The organism is Pseudomonas sp. FBCC-B1667 (assembly GCF_059133255.1).
In genome coordinates, this window is record NZ_CP101437.1 from 176,571 (window position 1) to 196,209 (window position 19,639).

Annotated in this window: 12 protein-coding genes and 1 pseudogene; 11 read left to right on the plus strand and 2 right to left on the minus strand. The window is 54.3% G+C overall.

The window, feature by feature from the left end; all coding sequences use genetic code 11:
• Positions 1-5: 5 nt before the first annotated feature.
• Genes tssM through NL116_RS00800 form a run of 4 tightly spaced genes read left to right on the plus strand, consistent with a single transcriptional unit; the run spans position 6 to position 7,336 of the window.
• Positions 6-3,530: a type VI secretion system membrane subunit TssM gene (tssM, locus tag NL116_RS00785; RefSeq protein ID WP_494375615.1), complete on the plus strand. Its 3,525-nt coding sequence runs from the start codon at positions 6-8 to the stop codon at positions 3,528-3,530.
• Positions 3,530-4,258, plus strand: coding sequence for a PP2C family protein-serine/threonine phosphatase (locus NL116_RS00790; protein WP_494375616.1), 729 nt, complete (start codon positions 3,530-3,532; stop codon positions 4,256-4,258). The genes tssM and NL116_RS00790 overlap by 1 nt, the downstream gene beginning before the upstream one ends.
• Positions 4,255-5,256: a serine/threonine-protein kinase gene (locus NL116_RS00795; RefSeq protein WP_494375617.1), complete on the plus strand. Its 1,002-nt coding sequence runs from the start codon at positions 4,255-4,257 to the stop codon at positions 5,254-5,256. Before NL116_RS00790 ends, NL116_RS00795 begins: the two co-directional genes overlap by 4 nt.
• A gap of 28 nt (positions 5,257-5,284) precedes the next feature.
• Entirely contained in the window at positions 5,285-7,336 is a 2,052-nt protein-coding gene (locus tag NL116_RS00800) for a type VI secretion system Vgr family protein (RefSeq protein WP_494375618.1), read from the plus strand.
• Positions 7,337-7,444: 108 nt separating this feature from the next.
• Here the strand turns inward: NL116_RS00800 and NL116_RS00805 are convergent.
• A protein-coding gene (locus NL116_RS00805) for an IS3 family transposase (RefSeq protein ID WP_494372978.1) occupies positions 7,445-8,607 on the minus strand; the annotation gives its coding sequence in 2 pieces (ribosomal slippage) (positions 7,445-8,352 and positions 8,352-8,607; 1,164 coding nt in all).
• 79 nt (positions 8,608-8,686) lie between these two features.
• Between NL116_RS00805 and NL116_RS00810 the strand changes: the two genes are divergently transcribed.
• Genes NL116_RS00810 through NL116_RS00820 form a run of 3 tightly spaced genes read left to right on the plus strand, consistent with a single transcriptional unit; the run spans position 8,687 to position 12,259 of the window.
• Entirely contained in the window at positions 8,687-11,005 is a 2,319-nt protein-coding gene (locus NL116_RS00810; protein ID WP_494375619.1) for a hypothetical protein, read from the plus strand.
• Positions 10,992-11,552, plus strand: a complete 561-nt coding sequence (locus NL116_RS00815; protein ID WP_494375620.1) for a hypothetical protein — start codon at positions 10,992-10,994, stop codon at positions 11,550-11,552. The genes NL116_RS00810 and NL116_RS00815 overlap by 14 nt, the downstream gene beginning before the upstream one ends.
• A 56-nt stretch (positions 11,553-11,608) precedes the next feature.
• Complete coding sequence (locus tag NL116_RS00820) at positions 11,609-12,259, plus strand: hypothetical protein (protein ID WP_494375621.1); 651 nt, start codon at positions 11,609-11,611, stop codon at positions 12,257-12,259.
• Between the two features lie 58 nt (positions 12,260-12,317).
• Here NL116_RS00820 and NL116_RS00825 read toward each other — a convergent pair whose 3' ends face one another.
• Positions 12,318-12,704, minus strand: a complete 387-nt coding sequence (locus tag NL116_RS00825) for a DUF6124 family protein (protein WP_494375622.1) — start codon at positions 12,702-12,704, stop codon at positions 12,318-12,320.
• Between the two features lie 461 nt (positions 12,705-13,165).
• Between NL116_RS00825 and NL116_RS00830 the strand changes: the two are divergent.
• The 4 genes and pseudogenes from NL116_RS00830 to NL116_RS00845 all read left to right on the plus strand — a co-directional run bounded on the left by NL116_RS00830 (position 13,166) and on the right by NL116_RS00845 (position 19,488).
• A pseudogene (locus tag NL116_RS00830) lies at positions 13,166-15,222 on the plus strand (type VI secretion system Vgr family protein).
• Positions 15,223-15,275: 53 nt separating this feature from the next.
• Entirely contained in the window at positions 15,276-17,945 is a 2,670-nt protein-coding gene (locus NL116_RS00835) for a hypothetical protein (protein ID WP_494375623.1), read from the plus strand.
• Positions 17,942-18,895, plus strand: a complete 954-nt coding sequence (locus tag NL116_RS00840; protein WP_494375624.1) for a hypothetical protein — start codon at positions 17,942-17,944, stop codon at positions 18,893-18,895. Before NL116_RS00835 ends, NL116_RS00840 begins: the two co-directional genes overlap by 4 nt.
• 89 nt (positions 18,896-18,984) lie before the next feature.
• Positions 18,985-19,488, plus strand: a complete 504-nt coding sequence (locus NL116_RS00845; RefSeq protein ID WP_494375625.1) for a hypothetical protein — start codon at positions 18,985-18,987, stop codon at positions 19,486-19,488.
• Positions 19,489-19,639: the final 151 nt, after the last annotated feature.

Below are 19,639 nucleotides of genomic sequence, written 5' to 3' on the forward strand. Positions count from 1 at the left end.
GTGTGATGAAAAAGTTTTTCAAGAAAGTCGGCGCATTCTTGCGCAAGACCTGGGTCTGGACCTTGCTGGTGGTGCTGTTTGTCGCGCTGCTGGTGTGGTTCGTCGGGCCGCTGCTGGCGGTGGATGACTACAAGTTCTGGGAAGGTTCGACCTCGCGCTTGCTGACCATCAGCGTGCTGTTTCTGATCTGGGGCCTGACCATGGTCTTCATCAGCTGGCGCGCCGGTGTGCGTAAAAAAGCCGTCGAAGATACCGAAGACGGCCAGGACCGTATTCGCCGCGAAGAGCTGATCGACGACGAACAGAAAGAGTTGAAGGTGCGTTTCAAGGACGCCCTGAAAACCCTCAAGACGTCGAGCCTGTATCGCGGTCGTAGCGAGCGCTGGCGCAGTGATTTGCCGTGGTACTTGCTGATTGGTCCACAGGGCAGCGGCAAGACCAGCCTGCTGGACTTCTCGGGCCTTGAATTTCCGATCAACAAGGTCGACCGCAAGCTCACCCGCGATACCCAAGGCACCCGTCATTGCGACTGGTATTTCGCCGACCACGGTGTACTGATCGACACCGCCGGACGCTACCTGACCCAGCCGGACGGCGAAGTCGATGGCAGCGCCTGGAGCACCTTGCTCGACCTGCTGCGCAAGCGTCGCCGCAACCGTCCATTGAACGGTGTGCTGGTGACTATTCCGGTGGAAACCCTGCTGTGCCCCGACGAGAAAGACCTCGAAACCCTGGCCCGCCAAGTGCGTGCCCGCTTGCAGGACGTGCATCAAAAACTCCACGTCGACGTGCCGGTTTACCTGGTACTGAGCAAGGCTGACAAGCTGCTCGGTTTCGACGAGTTCTTCGATCAACTGACCCGCGATGAAAGCGATCAGGTACTCGGCACCAGCTTCCGCAAAGAGCAGAGCGGCACCGACGTGACCGTGCTGCGTACCGAGTTCGAAGAACTGCTGCGTCGCCTGAACAGCCAAGTGATCATGCGCATGCACCAAGAGCGCGACACCCAGCGCCGTGGCCGTATCCTCGACTTCCCGCATCAACTGGGGCAGATCGGCGAGCGCCTGTGCCTGTTCGTCGACATGGCGTTCACCGGCAACCGCTACCAGCGTGTCAGTCAGTTGCGCGGTTTCTACCTGACCAGCGCACCGCACCTGACCCAGGAAATGGACCAGACCACCGCCGGCATCGGCGCCAACCTGGGGATGAACGTGGGCGTACTGCCGACCTTGCGCAGCGGCCGTTCACGGTTCATCCACCATTTGCTCAGCCGGGTGATTTTTCCCGAGGCCGATCTGGCAGGCCTGGACAAACGCGAACGCAGCCGCATCCATTGGGGCCAACGTGCCCTGTATGTGGGTGCTTTGGCGGCATTGGCACTGTTCGGCATGCTGTGGGCGGGCGGTTTCTCCGCCAACTACGAGCGTCTGGAAAACCTGCGTAACCTCGCCACTAACTGGACGCAACAGCGCTCGGCCCTGACCGCGCGTGATGATTCCATGGCGGTGCTCAAGCCGCTCGACACGGCTTACGCGGCGACTCAGGTCTTCCCGAAAAAAGGCGACGTGAGTTACCACGAGCGTGGCGGTCTGTACCAGGGTGAAGACGTCAATCCAGTGGTCAAGGACGCCTACGAGCGCGAGCTTGAAGCGCAACTGCTGCCGAAAGTTGCGACGCTGCTGGAAGGGCAGATCCGCGCCAACATGCAAGACCGCGAACGCCTGCTCAACAGCCTGCGCGCGTACCTCATGCTGAACATGAAAGACCGTCGCGACGGCCCATGGCTCAAGGATTGGGTCGCCACCGAATGGTCCCAGCGTTACGCCGGCAACACCGCGGTGCAGAACGGTCTGAACACGCACTTCGAGCGCTTGCTCCAGCAACCGTTTATCTACCCGCTGAACGATCAACTGGTGGCGCAGGCGCGTCAGGTCCTGCGCAGCGAGTCGCTGGCCAACGTGGTTTACCGGATGCTGCGCGAGCAGGCCCGCAACCTGCCGGAATACCGGCTCAGCCAACACCTCGGGCCACAAGGTTCGCTGTTTGTCGGCACCGATTACGTGATCCCGGGCTTCTACACCCAACAGGGTTATCAGCAGTACTTCTCGGTCCAGGGCAGTGCACTGGTCACCGACATCCTGCGTGACAACTGGGTGCTGGGCGAAGGCTCGGGCATCAGTGGCATGGACTTGCGTCGCCTGATGGTCGAGCTGGAGCAGCTGTACTTCCGCGACTACGCCAACTTCTGGAGTGAAGCGGTCGGCCAGGTTGCCCTGCCACCGATCAACGATGCGGGCGAGGGCGCCGAGCAACTGGCGGGCCTGACCTCGGCCAACTCGCCGGTCCTGCAATTGCTGGTGGAAGTGCGCGAGAACACGCGCTTCCCGGCAGCCGCCGACAATGCTGAAGACGCCGCTGATGCAGCCGGGAAACTGGCAGAGAAGGGCGGCAAGCTCGGCAAACTCGCGGCAGCGGCGGCGGATAAAGCTGCCGACATGACCAAGAACCTGCCCGACACCGCGAAGAAATCCCTGCAACGTCGATTCGAACCGCTGCACCGTTTGCTGGATGACAACAACGGCCCGGCCGCTGATCTGACCCCGGCCCTGACGGCGCTCAACGACCTGCAACTGCAGCTGGCGAGCCTGGCGCGGGCCAGTTCCCCGGAGCAGGCCGCGTTTGAAATGGCCAAGACCCGCATGAGCGGCCAGCGTGATGCGCTGAGCAACTTGCGCAATGCCTCGAACCGTCTGCCGCGTCCGGTCAGCGTCTGGTTCAACGTCCTGGCTGAAGACACCTGGCGTTTGGTGCTGAACGATTCCTACCAGTACCTGAACCAGCGTTATCAGAGCGAGCTTTACAGCTTCTACGGCAAGGCGATCAACAAGCGCTACCCGTTCAGCGCCCACAGCACCAGCGACGTGGCGATCAGCGACTTCCGCGAGTTCTTCAAGGCCCAGGGCATCAACGATCGCTTCTTCGACACCTACATGCGTCCGTTCGTGAGCGGTGATCCGGGCAACTTCCGTCTGCGTGTCATTGACGGTCACAGCCTGCCGATTTCCAAGGTCTACCTCGACCAGATGGCCGCGGCACAAGTGATCCGCCAGAGCTTCTTCTCGGTCAACCCGGCCGAGCCGCAAGTGCAGTTCAAACTGGAGCCGTACACCCTCGATCCGGCCGTCAGCCGTTCCGAGTTCAAGTTTGGCGACAAGACCATCGAATACCGTCACGGCCCGATCGTGCCGGTGTCCTTCAAATGGCCGACCGACGCTGAAGACGGTCGCACCAGCCTGGTCCTCGACAAAATGGCTGGCCGTCCGATCGGCATCGAGAAGAACACCGGCCCGTGGTCGCTGTTCCGTCTGTTCGACCTGATGCAGACCGAGTACCTGAACGGTCGCGACGTGATGGTCCTGAAAGCTGACGTGGGTGGCCTGCGCGCCAACTACCTGCTCAGCAGCCAGCGCACGCCGAACCCGTTCGACATGGGCGTGCTGCGCACCTTCCGTATGCCGGTGCAGCTCTGATGCTGGTTGCCAGTCCCTGGCGCAGCGCTGCGCGTACCGACGCCGGCAAGGTTCGGGCGCGCAACGAAGATGCCTTTCTCGACTGTCCACAGCAGGGCTTGTGGGTGGTCGCCGACGGCATGGGCGGTCATCAGGGTGGCGACATCGCCAGCCAGTTGATCGTCGCCAGCCTGGCGGAATTGCCGGTGCAGGATGATTTCGACGAACGCCTCAAAGGCATTCGCCAGTGCCTGCACTGGTTGAATCGCCGCTTGGGTCAGGAGTTGACCGTCACCGCCGGGCGCCATGACAGCATCATGGGCAGCACCGTGGTGGCGCTGCTGGTGGAAGGCAATCGAGCGGCCTGTATCTGGGCCGGCGACAGCCGTTGCTACCTGTGGCGCGGCCAGCGTTTGTATCAACTGTCCAAGGACCATTCGCTGCAACAGCAACTCATCGACGAGCAAAACATGAGCGTCGAGGACGCCCGTGCGCATCCATCGGCCCATGCCCTGACCCGTGCGGTCGGGGCGGCTGATGTGCTGACGCTGGACGTGCTCGAACTCGAGGTCTACCCCGGCGATACGTTTCTGTTGTGCAGCGATGGTTTGTACCAAGGACTCAGCAGCGATGCCTTGGGCAACGCCCTGAGCCTGACCGCGCCGCACGTTGCGCTGGAGCGTCTGTTCGATGGCGCCCTGCGTGGCTCGGCCCGGGACAACCTGACTGCCGTGGTGATCCGACAATGACCCAACTCATGCCGCCGCTCGACGACCTGCTGGTGACCGACGAGGAAGCCAATAACCTGACTTACTTCGCGTTCGCCAAGTCGCATAAAGCTGAGCCCGCGCTGGCGCCAACCAAGGCCAGCATCGGCGAAATGCCCGACGTGCTGGCGGGCCGTTACCGCATCGAGCGTCTGCTCGGTGCCGGCGGCATGGGCGCGGTTTACCGCGCACGGGACTTGCTGAGCGAACAGTTCGGCGATCCCGACCCTTACATCGCGCTGAAAATCCTCAGCGAAGAATTTGCCGAATCGCCGGACGCCAGCGCCTTGCTCTACAGCGAGTTCGCCCTGATCCGGCGCCTGCGCCACGACAACGTGCTGCGCTTCCATACCTTTGAAGTGGACACCGACTGCCAGCGCGCCTTCATCACCATGGAACTCATGCGTGGGCTGACCCTGGACAAACTGCTCTGCGAGCGCCCGTTGGGCCTGCCGTGGAAAGAACTGCGCGACATCGCGCTGCCGCTGCTCGACGCGCTGGCCTACGCCCACACTCGCGGCGTGCTGCACGGTGACATGAAACCGAGCAACGTGATGCTCAGCGAAGAAGGCGTGCGCCTGTTCGACTTCGGTCTCGGCCAGGCCGTGGTAGGCATCCTCCCCGGATTGCCGCACCTGAGCCGCGACCGCTTCAACGCCTGGACCCCGGGCTACGCCGCCCCCGAACTGCTTGAAGGTCAACCGCTGTCGGCCAGCGCCGATGTGTACGGTGTGGCCTGCGTGCTCTACGAACTGGCGGGCGGCAAACACCCGTTCCGCCGCTTGCCGTCGACCGAAGCCCGTGACGGCCAGCTCGAACGCGAGCTGCACGCACCGCGCAATCTACCGAAACACTGCTGGCCAGCCCTGCGAACGGCGCTGGCTTTCGATGCGGCCAAGCGCACCATCACCGCCGCCCAACTGCGTGACGCCCTGGGCGTCACTTCGTCTTTGCTGCAACGCCTTCGACTGCGGGCGTAACGGATGACTACCGAACAGGGAGCAAGCAATGTTCAACCCGTCTAACGAAACCCACTTCAGCCTGACCGTGGAAGACTATGTGGGCGACCTGCAAGTGCTGTCGTTCACCGGCACCGAAGGCATCAGCCAGCCGTATCGCTTCGACCTCGAACTGGTCAGTGAAAACCCCGATCTGGACCTGGAAAAACTCCTGCACAAGCAGGCGTTCTTGGCGTTCGATGCGGCTTCTTCTAAGGGCGGGGGCTCCGGCATCCACGGCCAGATCTACCGCGTCGCCCAAGGTGACGCCGGCAAGCGCCTGACCCGCTACAAAATCTCCCTGGTGCCGCACCTGCAATACCTGCATCACCGCACCAACCAGCGCATCTACCAGCAGATGTCCGCACCGAAAATCATCGCGCTGATCCTCGACGAGCACGGCATCAAGGCCAACGCCTACCGCTTTCAGCTCAGCCAGCCCTGCCCGGACCGCGACTACTGCGTGCAGTACGACGAAACCGACCTGCACTTCGTCCAGCGCCTGTGCGAAGAGGAAGGCATTCACTACCACTTCCAGCACAGCGACAAAGCCCATCTGCTGGTCTTCGGCGACGACCAGACCGTGTTCCCGAAGCTCGGCCAGCCAACCGCGTATGTGCAAGGCAGCGGCATGGTCGCCGACGAGCCCGTCATCAAAGGCTTCAAACTGCGCCTCGAAACCCGCACCGGCCGCGTCACGCGCCGCGACTACGATTTCGAAAAACCACGCCTGCAACTCGAAGCCGCCTACAAACCCGACGGCGAAAGCACCGAACCGGATCTGGAAGATTACGACTACCCCGGCCGCTTCCTCGACCGCGCGCGCGGCAAATTTCTCAGCCAACGCGCCCTCGAACGCCACCGCGCCGACTACCAGCAAGCCGAAGGCCACGGCGACCAGACCCGGCTGATCAGCGGCCACTTCCTGGAAATGTCCGACCACCCGCGCACCGAGTGGAACGACCTCTGGCTGCTCACCGAAATCGTCCACGAAGGCAAACAACCGCAAGTCCTCGAAGAGTCCGTGACCAGCGACACCACCGACAACAAAGACGACTTCCACCAGGGCTACCGCAACCGCTTCCTCGCCACCCCGTGGAACGTGTTCTATCGCCCGGCGCTGCAACACCCCAAACCCCGCGTCCTCGGCAGCCAGACCGCCATGGTCACCGGCCCCAAAGGCGAAGAAATCCACTGCGATCAGTACGGCCGCATCAAAGTGCAATTCCACTGGGACCGCGAAGGCCTGGCCGACGACAAAACCAGCTGCTGGATGCGCGTTTCTTCGAGTTGGGCCGGGGATCGGTATGGCGCGATTGTCATTCCGCGCATCGGCATGGAAGTGCTGGTGACGTTCCTTGAAGGGGATCCCGATCAGCCGTTGGTGACCGGGTGCCTGTACCACAAGGAAAACCAGGTTCCCTACGAATTGCCGGCGAACAAGACTCGCACCGTGTTCAAAACCCTCAGCTCACCGGGGGGCGGTGGGTTCAATGAACTGCGCATCGAAGACAAGAAAGGTGCCGAACAAATCTTCATCCATGCCCAGCGGGATTGGGATGAAAACATTGAGCATGACCAGAAGATTCGCGTGGGTAACGAACGCCACGACACGGTGGTGAAGAACACCTACACCGAGCTGAAGGCGGAAGAGCATCGCACCACGATTGCGGATCGCAAGGTTGAAACGCGGCTGGATGATCACCTGACGATTGGGCAGAACCAGCATGTGAAGTTGGGGACTGCGCAGCTGACTAGCGTTGGGAAAGAAATTCATCTGAAGGCTGGGGCGAAGATTGTTATTGAAGCTGGCAGCGAACTGACCATTTTGGGTGGCGGGAGCTTTATCAAGCTGGATGCCGGTGGGGTGACGGTTGTTGGGCCGGTGGTGAAGATTAATGCGGGTGGTTCGGCGGGGAGTGGGACGGGGATTGGCATCAAGCCTCCGCGTCTGCCGGGCGCTGCGGATAAGGATAAGGCGGGGAGTTTGATGGATCAGGCGTTGGGGAATGCTCCGCAGGAAAAACTCAAACCTACAGTCGATTACCCTTTCTCGCTATGAACGGAATAACAAGCGTCAACATGGACAAGGATTTTTCAAAATGATTATTAGCCCTCCCTTTCTTCCGAGCCCTGTTGCGGGAGAAACCGACGATGCATATTGTAGTGGTCAACTAATCCCGGACACGACGTTAAGTTTTTCTTCGGCCCGAGCTGGCGCCAGCCCACCGTTGAATTGATGGGGTCGAACCCAGTTGTACCGATGCATCAAGAAGTGGCTGATATCGCGCTGGGCTTCTTGAGCCGTTCGGTAACCCGTGGTCGGTATCCACTCCGTTTTCAAGCTGCGGAACACGCGCTCCATTGGCGCATTGTCCCAGCAATTTCCCCGACGACTCATGCTCTGGCGCATGCGATATCGCCACAGCCGCTGGCGAAATAAACGACTCGCATACTGCGACCCTTGATCCGAGTGAAACAGCAGACCCTGAGGTCTTCCTCGTTGCTCGTAAGCCATATCCAGCGCCTTGATAACCAGATCGGCGTCCGGCTTTTCCGACAACGCCCAGCCCACCACCCGGCGCGTGCAAAGATCCAGCACGACAGCCAGGTAATGCCATTTCCCCTGGGCCCAGATGTAGGTGATGTCGCCGCACCACACCTGGTTGGGTGCTGGAACATCGAACTCTCGATTCAAGAAGTTCGGGATATCCAACCGTTCAACCGTCGCTCGTTTATAGGCATGTGATCCGGGCTGTTTACTGACGAGGTCAAGCTCGCGCATCAGGCTGCGCACTTTGAACCGACCGAGCTGCTCACCGTCGTCACGCATCAGCGACAGGATGCTGCGGCTGCCCGCAGCACTGCGACTTTGCGAGAACAGCTCGCTCACCCGGCTGCGTAACCGAAGCCGTTCGACATCCGGTGTGCGGCGCTTAAGACGCTGGGCGTAGTAGCACGAACGGGTGACCTCAAACACCTTGCACAGCCAATCAATCGGCTCATGGACGCTCAGCTGATTGATCAGCGCGTACGCTCGTGATCTTCCGACATCAAGAGCGCGGTAGCCTTTTTTAATATCGATTTTTCCCGTTCAAGGCGGGCGATCCGGGCTTCCAGCTCCTGGATTTTCTGCTGTTCCGGGGTCAGCGCTTTGCTCTGCGGAGTGACGCCTTGGCGCTCCTGCTGAACCTGATCAACCCAGCGGCGCAGGGCCGACTCGCCGACGCCGAGCGAACGGCTGGCTTCGATGTAGCTGTAGTTTTGCTTGAGCACGAGGTCGGCAGCCTCGCGTTTGAATTCAGCAGAAAAGGAACGGCGTTGTTTGGTCATCTGACACCTCGATCTGGCGAGCATTCTCGCCTAAATGGGTGTCCGGTTTCATTAGACCACTACATATCTGGCGCGCGCCATGGTTGGTGGAGTTCCTGGTGACGGTGGTTATCCCCTTAGCTTTGACCTTAATTGGCATGGTGGTATCCATCTGACTGCACCCCAAGAGGGTGGGAAAGCTATTCCTGTTCGCGCTATCTCTGATGGGACACTGGCGTATTTTCGCAGTCCTGCTCCATTGAGCCCAGCGTCGGATCATGCGCTTAACTTTCGGGGCGGCTGGACCGACAACGGTTGTATCGTCCTACGCCACGAAACAGAGGTTGGGGAGGGAACTCAGTCGAAAGTCGTTTTCTATTCAATCTACATGCACCTGTCGAAGATCAATTTGACCCCGCTACAAATAGGAGCAACTGTCCTCCGAAAAGACGCTATTGGCGAAGCGGGCAGCATCTACGGTAAAGAGGGGCGAATCCATTTCGAGATCATTGCGGATCCGAGCCAGATAGCCAATCTGACGGGTAGAACGACTCGGGACCTTCGCTACCAGTCTAGTAACGGGCGGACGGATAGCTGTTGGGGCGATATGTATTTTTTTGTCCCCCCTGAGGTTCTTTTTTACGGCGCGGCTCCTCCTGATCGCCGCCAACCGCTGAACAACAGCCCGGTAGTTTACCGTCCCCCAGCGATGCCCTCTAATCCACCGATCCAAGAAGGTGGTAGCTCAGCATCTTCCACAGGTACCCCTGCGACAATAGACGGGTATGAGCCGGCTGTAGCTTCGCAGCTTCAGGAAGGCATCTTCGTACGTATGCACTTTGAAAAAGGCCAATGCACGCTAACGTCTTTTTACATTAGTGGAGTAGAAATAGGCGCGCAGCACGAGGAGGCTGAATACGAGTACAAGCTGTACGACAAAGCCAAGCAATATTACCCACAGTCCCCAAGCGCTGGTTATGAACTGTTGCGTTTCGGCAGAGTGCTAGGTCCCGACGTGCTTCAGCCTCTCGATGCTGCGCACTGGCGCCAGATCAAGTTTCCTGGCAAGGCCGGTGAACAGAGCAAGGTTGGTTGGGTCAATCTGAACGCAGCCAGCGTTACGAAATTCAGCGATGCGGATTTTCCGCATTGGCAGGGTTGGCAACTTGTAGACGACGATACGGATACGGACAGCCATTGCCAGTCGGATTTCATCAGGAGTTTGCTGGGGTTTAGCTCAGGTTCGATCCAGCCTGGAAATGGTGATGCTGTGAGCATGGCAAATTCACCTGGCTACGCAGTTCTTTCAGAGGAAGAAAAACAGAATCTTTCGGAACGCTATACAAACGAGCATGAACTGAGTATGTCTCGCTTGCGCTCAGCGGAAACACAGCAACGTATTAAGCGCTTGGTTTGTAAGTTTCCGAGTGAGTGGACTTCGAGTGATTTCGATATCCGCTATGGGTGGTTGCTTAAAGTGGCGGATGGTGGCCCGATGCCGCAGGATCAATTTGACAAAATAAAAATTCATCAGAAAGAGTTGGCGTTCTGGGAACAGGCAAACTTGGCTGGTATCGAGAGCAAGCATTGGCATTTTCCGCCCGCAGAGTTTATTCGGGTTTTTAGGAGGTGCGGTTGGTTTAGTAGTGATGAACTTATGAGAGTTTTGAAGCAGGCCCCGTCTGTCGGAAAGCAGCGAGCTGCTGCTTTAAGAGTTCCAACGAATAAAATGTTGAATAAGTATTTGCTCAGTAGCTCTAAGCTCAGAGTGGGGCACTTCTTTGCTCAAGTTGGAATAGAGACAGGCTGGTGGCAATATCGGGAAGAAAATGGTGAGGAGCCATACTTCAGAAAGATGTACGAAATTATGACCCCGAGTGAAGCTGGAACTGAATATGATAGGGCGGTAAGCCTGAATCGTGATCTGCCATCAGGTCAACGACCGGTTGAGCTTCCTAACCCTGGACCGAATCCAAAGCCTACAATAAATCGACCAAATTACATGGCTACACGGCCAAACAAGATAGCAACAAAGGCTGCTGGTATGGATAACGGAGTCGCTAATTCGTCGAATGGTGGGGCAGTTGGCGATGGTTTCAGATTTCATGGTCGAGGTTTTTTGCAAATTACAGGAAGACGTAATTACAAAAGTTATGAAATGTATCGGGGGAAAAATTTTACAGTGGATCCTAATCCCTCACTGCTCTCTTCGGACGATTACAATGCTTGCGACGCATCTGGATTTTTTTGGTCTAGAGAAAAGATAAATAAACGTGCAGACGAAGGGGCGGCCCCAGAAAACTGCAAAGTGGTTGGGTCTATCATCAACAGGGGAAGTCCCAACAAAGTTCCTTTGCATGATACTGAAAGAAAGGCTGCGTTTGAACAAATTTGGGGTGTGCTTAATGAGAAAGTTTAAATTGTCTTGTGTTCTTTTCAGTCTAATGTGCTCCGCATGGTGTTTTGGAGGTGTTACTGCTGAAGAACAAAAATGCGGATTCAATGATTTGCCAGCGGGCTTCGAAATTGCCGAATGCTATAAAGATAATGGTGTGGACATAGTAAAGTTAGTTTCTTCCAGTTTGTCTTCCACCGCTACGGCTTTCGATAGTCTTCCTACGGTTTTTGCTCGTGGGCGTGATAGGGGAAATGTTTTAAGTAAGTTGGCTGTTGGTAGTCATCCTCCATACAATGGTTTGATTAAACTCCCGGATCCTGAGTCAATAATTGAAATTTCTGATGCGCCTGCATCAGCTAGGTCAAAAATGGCACAAAATGGATGGAGTCTGTTAGATATGAAGGTCGTTGTATATAAGGGGCCGCAGGACAATGATGGATATATTCTCGTTTGTAGCACGCTTGAGCGCGACAGAAGTGAAGAGGTTATTTTTGTTTCTCAGTGCAATAATTTTTATGAGGATGATATATCCAAGCTAAAAAAAGTTCTCCTGTCGATAGACGGTTAATCGACTAAAAAAGAAAATAGGACCGATTTATTTATGAAAATGAGACGGATTTATTTATGATGATTCGGTCTCCAATAAATAAATCCGTCCCCTTTTTCCCACTGATCATACTATCGTTTTTTATCTACAGCGGTGCGGCTTGGTCTAGCCCAGTAGAACATAAGCTATTGTGCGAAGATGCTGACCAAGATTCCGACTCAGCAGTTGGTTTGGTTCTCTCTTTTGAAGGAGGAACTTTTTCCCTTAAAAATCCTGATCTAGGGTGTCGGTCTGATTATGTCTATAGAGAGGCGTCAGATGAACCTAGCGATTCCGTCATATTTTCTTATCCAACCAGTGATGATATGGGGCTTAATGCTCAAGTCATGATTTTTTCTGCTTCAGCTAAAGGCGGTGAAGCTAATTATATCGGATCTATTCCTGCTAGCACCTCTGAGTTGCAGGACGGGAGCTACAAAGATATTCAGCAATCTGGTGGCTCAATACACGAAAGTATTTATCGTATTGATGGTGCTAAAGTTTTGACTTTGACGCCAAGCAAGGAATTGATCATTTCCGATGAGCAATGTGTCTATAAAGAAAGAAACAGTAGTGCTTGTCAGAAAGTGCGGGGTAGCTTTAAACACCCTGTGTGTGTTTTTAACTACGGTGAACGTAAAGTTCTTGCCGAGGCGGATGAATGTGCGGATATGAGCGAGAACCTTTAAAACATTGGGGAAAGGGGGTGGATTTACTTTTAGCTTAATCCGTCCCCCCTCACGCCCCTTACGTTTTCGCTTCCTGTCTTGTCGCCATCAACTCTTCCAGATGGTCCAGTGCCCGTTCCACCATGAGCTGTGCACCATCGGCAATTCTGCTAACGGCGAGTGCTACAGAGCGATTTGAGCCTTCGACATCGTCCGCTAATTTGGCAGCGATGGCGCTAATCGACAGCATGTCTTCGGAGGCGTTGGCCAACAGGGCTTCCGAATCAATATCGGCGGAGACGGTGAATAGTTTGCCTTTACGGCGTTTGGTCGGTTTTTCGCTGGTGGGAGGGAAGTAATGGGCGAAGACGCGGTCGGCGGCTTCCTTGTCGAGTTTTTTGGTGTCGAGGGGTTCTTCGGAAGTAGTACCAGAATTGCCTGGTGGATTGGGCGTTACCTTGGACATTTATGTATCTCCATCTGTATTTTGGGAGCTACCACCGTTCACTTGCACGCGAATAAGGTGGCAGCCGTGCGCAGGTGTGCAAGACCGGGCAGACGGACCCCGGCAGATCATTCTCGAAAGAAAGATCTCCCGCGCACAGCCGCCATAAAACGGGCGCCACGAACAGGAATCTGCTCAACCGGCAACCAATGACGTTGTGCGTCGTCTTTTACCCGGACTTGCACGTCCGTGTCACCGTTTTTTGCGGTGACAAATAAAGGTTAGCGGTGAAAGCGAGGGGCGGATAGTTCATGGACGGCGCTGCGTCTTGCAGGAAATGTCCGATAGGTGCGACATCCATGTATGAAGGAAATCAGGAGGTCGCGGCCTTTTGTTTAGATTAATACGACATAAGGCGAATGATCTGACAGTAGCGCCCTATGCATCGACGTAACGGATGACTACCGAGCAGGGAGCACACTATGTTTAATCCTTCTAACGAAACGCACTTCAGGCTGACCATCAAAGACTACGTGGGCGCCGTGCTTTCGGGCGACCTGCAAGTGCTGTCGTTCACCGGCACCGAAGGCATCAGCCAGCCGTATCGCTTCGACCTCGAACTGGTCAGTGAAAACCCCGATCTGGACCTGGAAAAACTCCTGCACAAACAGGCGTTCCTGGCGTTCGATCCGCAGGGTCCGGCATCCACGGCCAGATCTACCGCGTCGCCCAAGGCGATGCCGGCAAGCGCCTGACCCGTTACAAAATCTCCCTGGTGCCGCACCTGCAATACCTGCATCACCGCACCAACCAGCGCATTTACCAGCAGTTGTCCGCGCCGAAAATCATCGCGCTGATCCTCGAAGAGCACGGCATCAAAGGCAACGCCTACCGCTTCCAGCTCAGCCAGCCCTGCCCGGACCGCGACTACTGCGTGCAGTACGACGAAACCGACCTGCACTTCGTCCAGCGCCTGTGCGAAGAGGAAGGCATTCACTACCACTTCCAGCACAGCGACAAAGCCCATCTGCTGGTCTTCGGCGACGACCAGACCGTATTCCCGAAACTCGGGCAGCCAACGGCCTACGTGCAAGGCAGCGGCATGGTCGCCGACGAGCCCGTCATCAAAGGCTTCAGACTGCGCCTCGAAACCCGCACCAGCCGCACCACCCGCCGCGACTACGACTTCGAAAAACCACGCCTGCAACTCGAAGCCGCCTACAAACCCGACGGCGAAAGCACCGAACCGGATCTGGAAGATTACGACTACCCCGGCCGCTTCCTCGACCGCGCGCGCGGCAAATTTCTCAGCCAACGCGCCCTCGAACGCCACCGCGCCGACTACCAGCAAGCCGAAGGCCACGGCGACCAGACCAGGCTGATCAGCGGCCACTTCCTGGAAATGTCCGACCACCCGCGCACCGAGTGGAACGACCTCTGGCTGCTCACCGAAATCGTCCACGAAGGCAAACAACCGCAAGTCCTCGAAGAGTCCGTGACCAGCGACACCACCGACAACAAAGACGACTTCCACCAGGGCTACCGCAACCGCTTCCTCGCCACCCCGTGGAACGTGTTCTACCGCCCGGCGCTGCAACACCCCAAACCCCGCGTCCTCGGCAGCCAGACCGCCATGGTCACCGGGCCCAAGGGCGAAGAAATTCACTGCGACCAGTACGGCCGCATCAAAGTGCAATTCCACTGGGACCGCGAAGGCCAGGCCGACGACAAAACCAGTTGCTGGATGCGCGTGTCTTCGAGTTGGGCCGGGGATCGGTATGGCGCGATTGTCATTCCGCGCATCGGCATGGAAGTGCTGGTGACGTTCCTTGAAGGGGATCCCGATCAGCCGTTGGTGACCGGGTGCCTGTATCACAAGGAAAACCAGGTTCCCTACGAACTGCCGGCCAATAAAACCCGCACCGTCTTCAAAACCCTCAGCTCACCGGGGGGCGGCGGGTTCAATGAACTGCGCATTGAAGACAAGAAAGGCGCGGAGCAGATCTTCATTCATGCCCAGCGGGATTGGGATGAAAACATTGAGCACGATCAGAAAATTCGCGTCGGCAATGAGCGGCATGACACGGTGGTGAAGAACACCTACACCGAGCTCAAGGCTGAAGAACATCGCACGACGATTGCTGATCGTAAGGTTGAAACGCGGCTGGATGATCACCTGACAATTGGGCAGAACCAGCATGTGAAGCTGGGGACTGCGCAGCTGACCAGCGTTGGGAAAGAGATTCATGTGAAGGCTGGGGCGAAGATTGTTATCGAGGCTGGCAGCGAACTCACCATTTTGGGTGGCGGGAGTTTTATCAAGCTGGATGCGGGTGGGGTGACGGTTGTTGGGCCGGTGGTGAAGATTAATGCGGGTGGTTCGGCGGGCAGCGGCACGGGGATTGGGATTAAACCGCCGGTGCTGCCGGGGGCGGCGGATAAGGATAAGGCGGGGAGTTTGATGGATCAGGCGTTGGGGAATGCGTCTGAGGAGCAGATCAAGCGCAAACCGAAGCGGATGCTCAATTTTTCCGGGTAATAGACACCGACGGCAATCCAAGCCACCAGGGATCAGAAATCAGGTAATTGGTAATGACAGAGACAACAAACAAAATTCAAAAATGGTCGTATCCCCTGAAAGTAGGGACAGCCGAAGCGACCGATCCGCAGCAGTTCTACAAAGCGTTAGCCAAAGCTAAAGATGGTTACTACCCATTGGGGGCAAATGGCCTTTGGCATGGTGGTGTTCACTTCGATGAAGCTTCGGGGTTGGTGAAGGATTTGACGGAGGTCAGATGCATCGCTGATGGAGAGGTCGTCGCATACCGAATTGACGAGAAATATCCAACTTCTGATTTTGGCTCGGCGCACTCGGTTTATTCGACGGGGTTTGTGCTGGTGAAGCATCGACTTGAACTTCCGTCACCTTCTACGCCAGCTCCTGCTAGCGGTGCGGCTGCTGCAACTGGGCCGAGCCTGACTTTCTTCAGTCTCTATATGCACCTACTTGATTGGGAAACCTATAAAACGAATCCTACGCTTAAACCACCGGGTTTCTGGGGGAAAGGCCTTTATCAAGTAAAGGAAAATCTTCGAACCAAATCATTGGGGCTTAGGGGTCGTGAAGGAAATTCGTCTCAAACACCCATTTTGGCCGTACTACCCCGTGGCACTAAGATTCTCACCAAGCCGGCACCGTCTAACCAAAACTGGCTTGAAGTAGTAAGCGTCACTCCTGAGTTACCAAGCTTGGCTGTCAACACTGGATGGGTATTTAAGGGGCAAATGAAACATCTGGGGGGTGAGAGCTATCTGGTAGGAGAGGAAGCAAAAGACGCTCCTCCAGACCAAAAGAGCGGCGCTAACGTTCGCGATGCTACTAGCAGTGGGCAACCGATCGCGTTTTTACCGGCGGGTACGCAGATTAGGATTAGCGACGAACAAGCCGCAAGACAATATCGCAAGCTGGTAGAGATCGTAAGCGGTCAGCCTATTCCAGTTCTAAAGGCTGGTGGCGACGGTAAATTGCCTGGATTTGTTTGGCTTGAAGATTTGGAGGCCAAGAACGAGCCCCATGCCCCTATTGGGCAGGTAGTTCCCCTGGCTCAGGCCTTCAAAGTTAGGGCCGGTGAGGTGTTGGGGCATGTTGGAAAATACCAGACCCATGCAGATGCCGCCCCGAAGAATTTATTACATCTCGAAGTTTTCAGCTGTGAGGACGTGAAATCTTTTACTAGTAAAAGTAAAGAAAAGGCTGTCGGCCTACCCGCTGCTGAAAAGACATTAGTCAAGATACCAGTAGACACGTGGTTAGTTACTCATGCTCCACACATGAATGCCGCGACCCCTCCTAAAGCAGCAGATCCAGGTAATAAAGTGGGGTATGACTTCTATATTCCTGTTGGATTGCTTGAAGCATTGCCAGCGGAGAAGAAAATCAAAGAATCTGTTGTGATGGGTACATCGACCTCCACCACCTATTGGTGGCGCCTAGATGGGTTATTAGGTGACAAAGACGGTAATGGAATTGATGGATGGTTTGCAGAACCCGACACAGTGCTCTCGCGGCACTCTCCTTTTGAATGGAATGGGTTCAACTTTATTGACGAAACCACGAGCAATGTCGACCACTTAGCAGCTTTTCTGCATGCTCAAGATAGGCTCGATGAACAAGAGCGTGAATCGTATCTTCCGAATGTTGAGGTCGCCCTCGCTGGTTCTGTTAGCGAGACGCTGTACAAAATTCTCGACAGGAATGGGGATAAAAAGCTGGCGCCGTCTGAAATTGCGGAGGCGTTGGGCAAACCGTGGTTCTCTCAACCCATATCGCAGATGGTGACGCGTTATGAGAATGAATGGGACTACAAAAAAGAAAACTGGGATGCCCTGGATGAAATTATTGGCCACAGCGATTCTGACCCTCATAAAGCTTGGGTAGAAGAAAAGGTACGAATTGAACGGTTAAGTTGGTGGGCTAAGTTGGTTGGGCAGCATGGAATAACTGATACTACTAGCGTACAGCATATTCACCCTGTTGGCTTGATATCAAATTGTATGAAGTATTCTTGCGGGTGCTTAAATATAGAGAAGTTCGTTGAGGAGTACAAAAAAGAACATCGGCATGTATTTGGCTGGTTCGAAGACGACAACGTGACTCATGTTTCACTGGCTTATTCTCTGAATCAAGAGTCAGAAGAAAATCTGAAAAAGCTATTGGCGATGATGATGAAGTTGTGGGGTGAGTACTTTGATGAGTGCAATGATGTTTACTTGGCCTATATGTTAGCCACAATTCGTGTGGAGGCATACGATTTTAATCGCGTTGTTTTCTTCGCCCCTATTGCTGAAAAAATCAGTGAAGAAAAAGCCGAAATAGATTACGGTTCTGGCCCCACAGGGCGTAGGGCCGCTATGGCGAGGGACTATCATAATACTGAAATTGGTGATGGCTACAAGTATCGGGGTCGTGGGCTTAGTCAGATAACCTGGAAAGCTAACTATGAAAAGTTTTCTGCAGCCTTGGGGATAGATTTTACAAATAATCCAGATTTGGCTTTAGAGTTAGAATATGCAACTAGAATTATGATTGGCGGAATGAAGGGCGGGGTATTCAAAGCAGGAGAGACACTTGCTGCGCATTTATCTCCTGGAAATAAAAATTATGTTACGGCTCGTCGAATCATTAATGGGACTGACAAGAAAAACGTAATTGCATTTTATGCCCAAAAATTTGAAAATCTTTTAGAGAGAATTAAAAATTGAAGATTTTAGTTTTGATTTTAGCCATTCTGGTTCCCGCCTTAAGTTACGCGAAGCCATTTTTTCCCAGTCATGATTCGTGCGCCGGTAAAGAAAAATCACAAGCTTGCAAAGTTGTACTCAATGAAGACGGTTTTTTAGTTGATGCTGTTACAGGTGAAAAGCTATCAGAAATCTCTGAGGATACGGGGATGATGAGCGCTAACTGGCTTTATATATATGGCGATAAATATGTTCTGGAACATTTGGACTTTTCATCCTCTAAGTCCCGTAGCTGGGTAGTGTTCTCCTACAGTAAGCAGCAAGTTGCGGTCGATAGGATCTACAGTTTTTCTCAGGTCATTTCAGCGGCATCGGTAGCTGCTTGGTATGGATATGAATGCCGAGCCGGCGAAGGAAGTCTAATCAATGCAAAGGATCAAGCATTTAGTGAGTCGGCAGTAAGCGCATTTTGTGGAAAAGCTGCCAGAAATAGTCTGAAGCTAAGAAAAGAAACGCCTGATTCGTCCATGGGTTTAGATATCGCTATAAATATCCCTGTTTATAGCGCAGGGGAAAAAGCCGATTCAGCTACGTATTTGTTTTTCGACACGGATAAGCCCGATTTTTTTCAGATGGCTTGTTATTCGAACTGCAAGCTGAAGTCTGATGGCACGGCCATCACGTATGTCGGAAGAGTTTCCAAAAGTACCTGGTTTCTCGGCGACATAAAAAATACTTCATGTGCTAGTGAAGGGAGTTATAAATATAAGAGCTCCTCCGAGAAAATTGTTTTTGATGGATGTGTCGAAGCAGGAAGCATGAAATTGACTGAGTACGCAGCTGGTGGAAAAAGCCCGCGGGCTCAGTTTGTTGGTAAGGCAGATGGTGATGGCTATAAAGGCGAGTGGATATCAAAATCTGGTGATAATAAAAAATATAGCTTCTTCATGTTTCCTTTAACAGTTTATTGAATTGCAGATGAAAGGAGGTGGGCAAGCTTTAACAGTTATGTGGAGGTTTGGCCTGTCTCGCAGCAAATTCGAAAAGAGCGAATTTATATATGAAGTACTTTTTTGTTCTTGCTTTGTTTGCTACTGCTGCTCGCGCTGCCCCTGTAGAAGTCTGTTATCCCACGGAAGGGCCTAAGCATTTTTTATCGCAGTGGACCGAAGACTCACGCACAATCGATTTGCTTTCACGGGTTGAGGATGAGAAATTTTCAATTGAGGAAGGGAAAATCGTCTATAACGAAGACTTCAATGGTGATGGAGTGAAGGACTTTATTTTTCTTTCATATTCTAGCGCGGGTTCCAGTGGTGATTTTACTTACGGATTTTTTGTCCAGTGCCAAGGCTTTCTGAGGAATGTGGGAGGTGATTACTTTGCAGATGTAAAAGTTCTAGATAGCCATCCAGAGAATACTCCATATAAAAATATTCAGATCCATTCTTATAATAGAGATAAACAAGATCAAATTATGCGCAGAGATGGAATGCCGCTGACTACTCCCCATCTTTGGCGCTTCAATTCAGAAACGAAGCTTTATGAAGGTGAGTCAAGATAAGTGGAGGTTGAAAGTGAAAAGTTGACTGATTTATTTATGATGATGCGGTCGCCAATAAATAAATCCGTCCCCTTTTCCTCTAAAGAAGATTTCGATAGCGACAATCCTGAGTTAATACCTTCGCGACTTCGAAGTATGAAGAGGCTTTGGG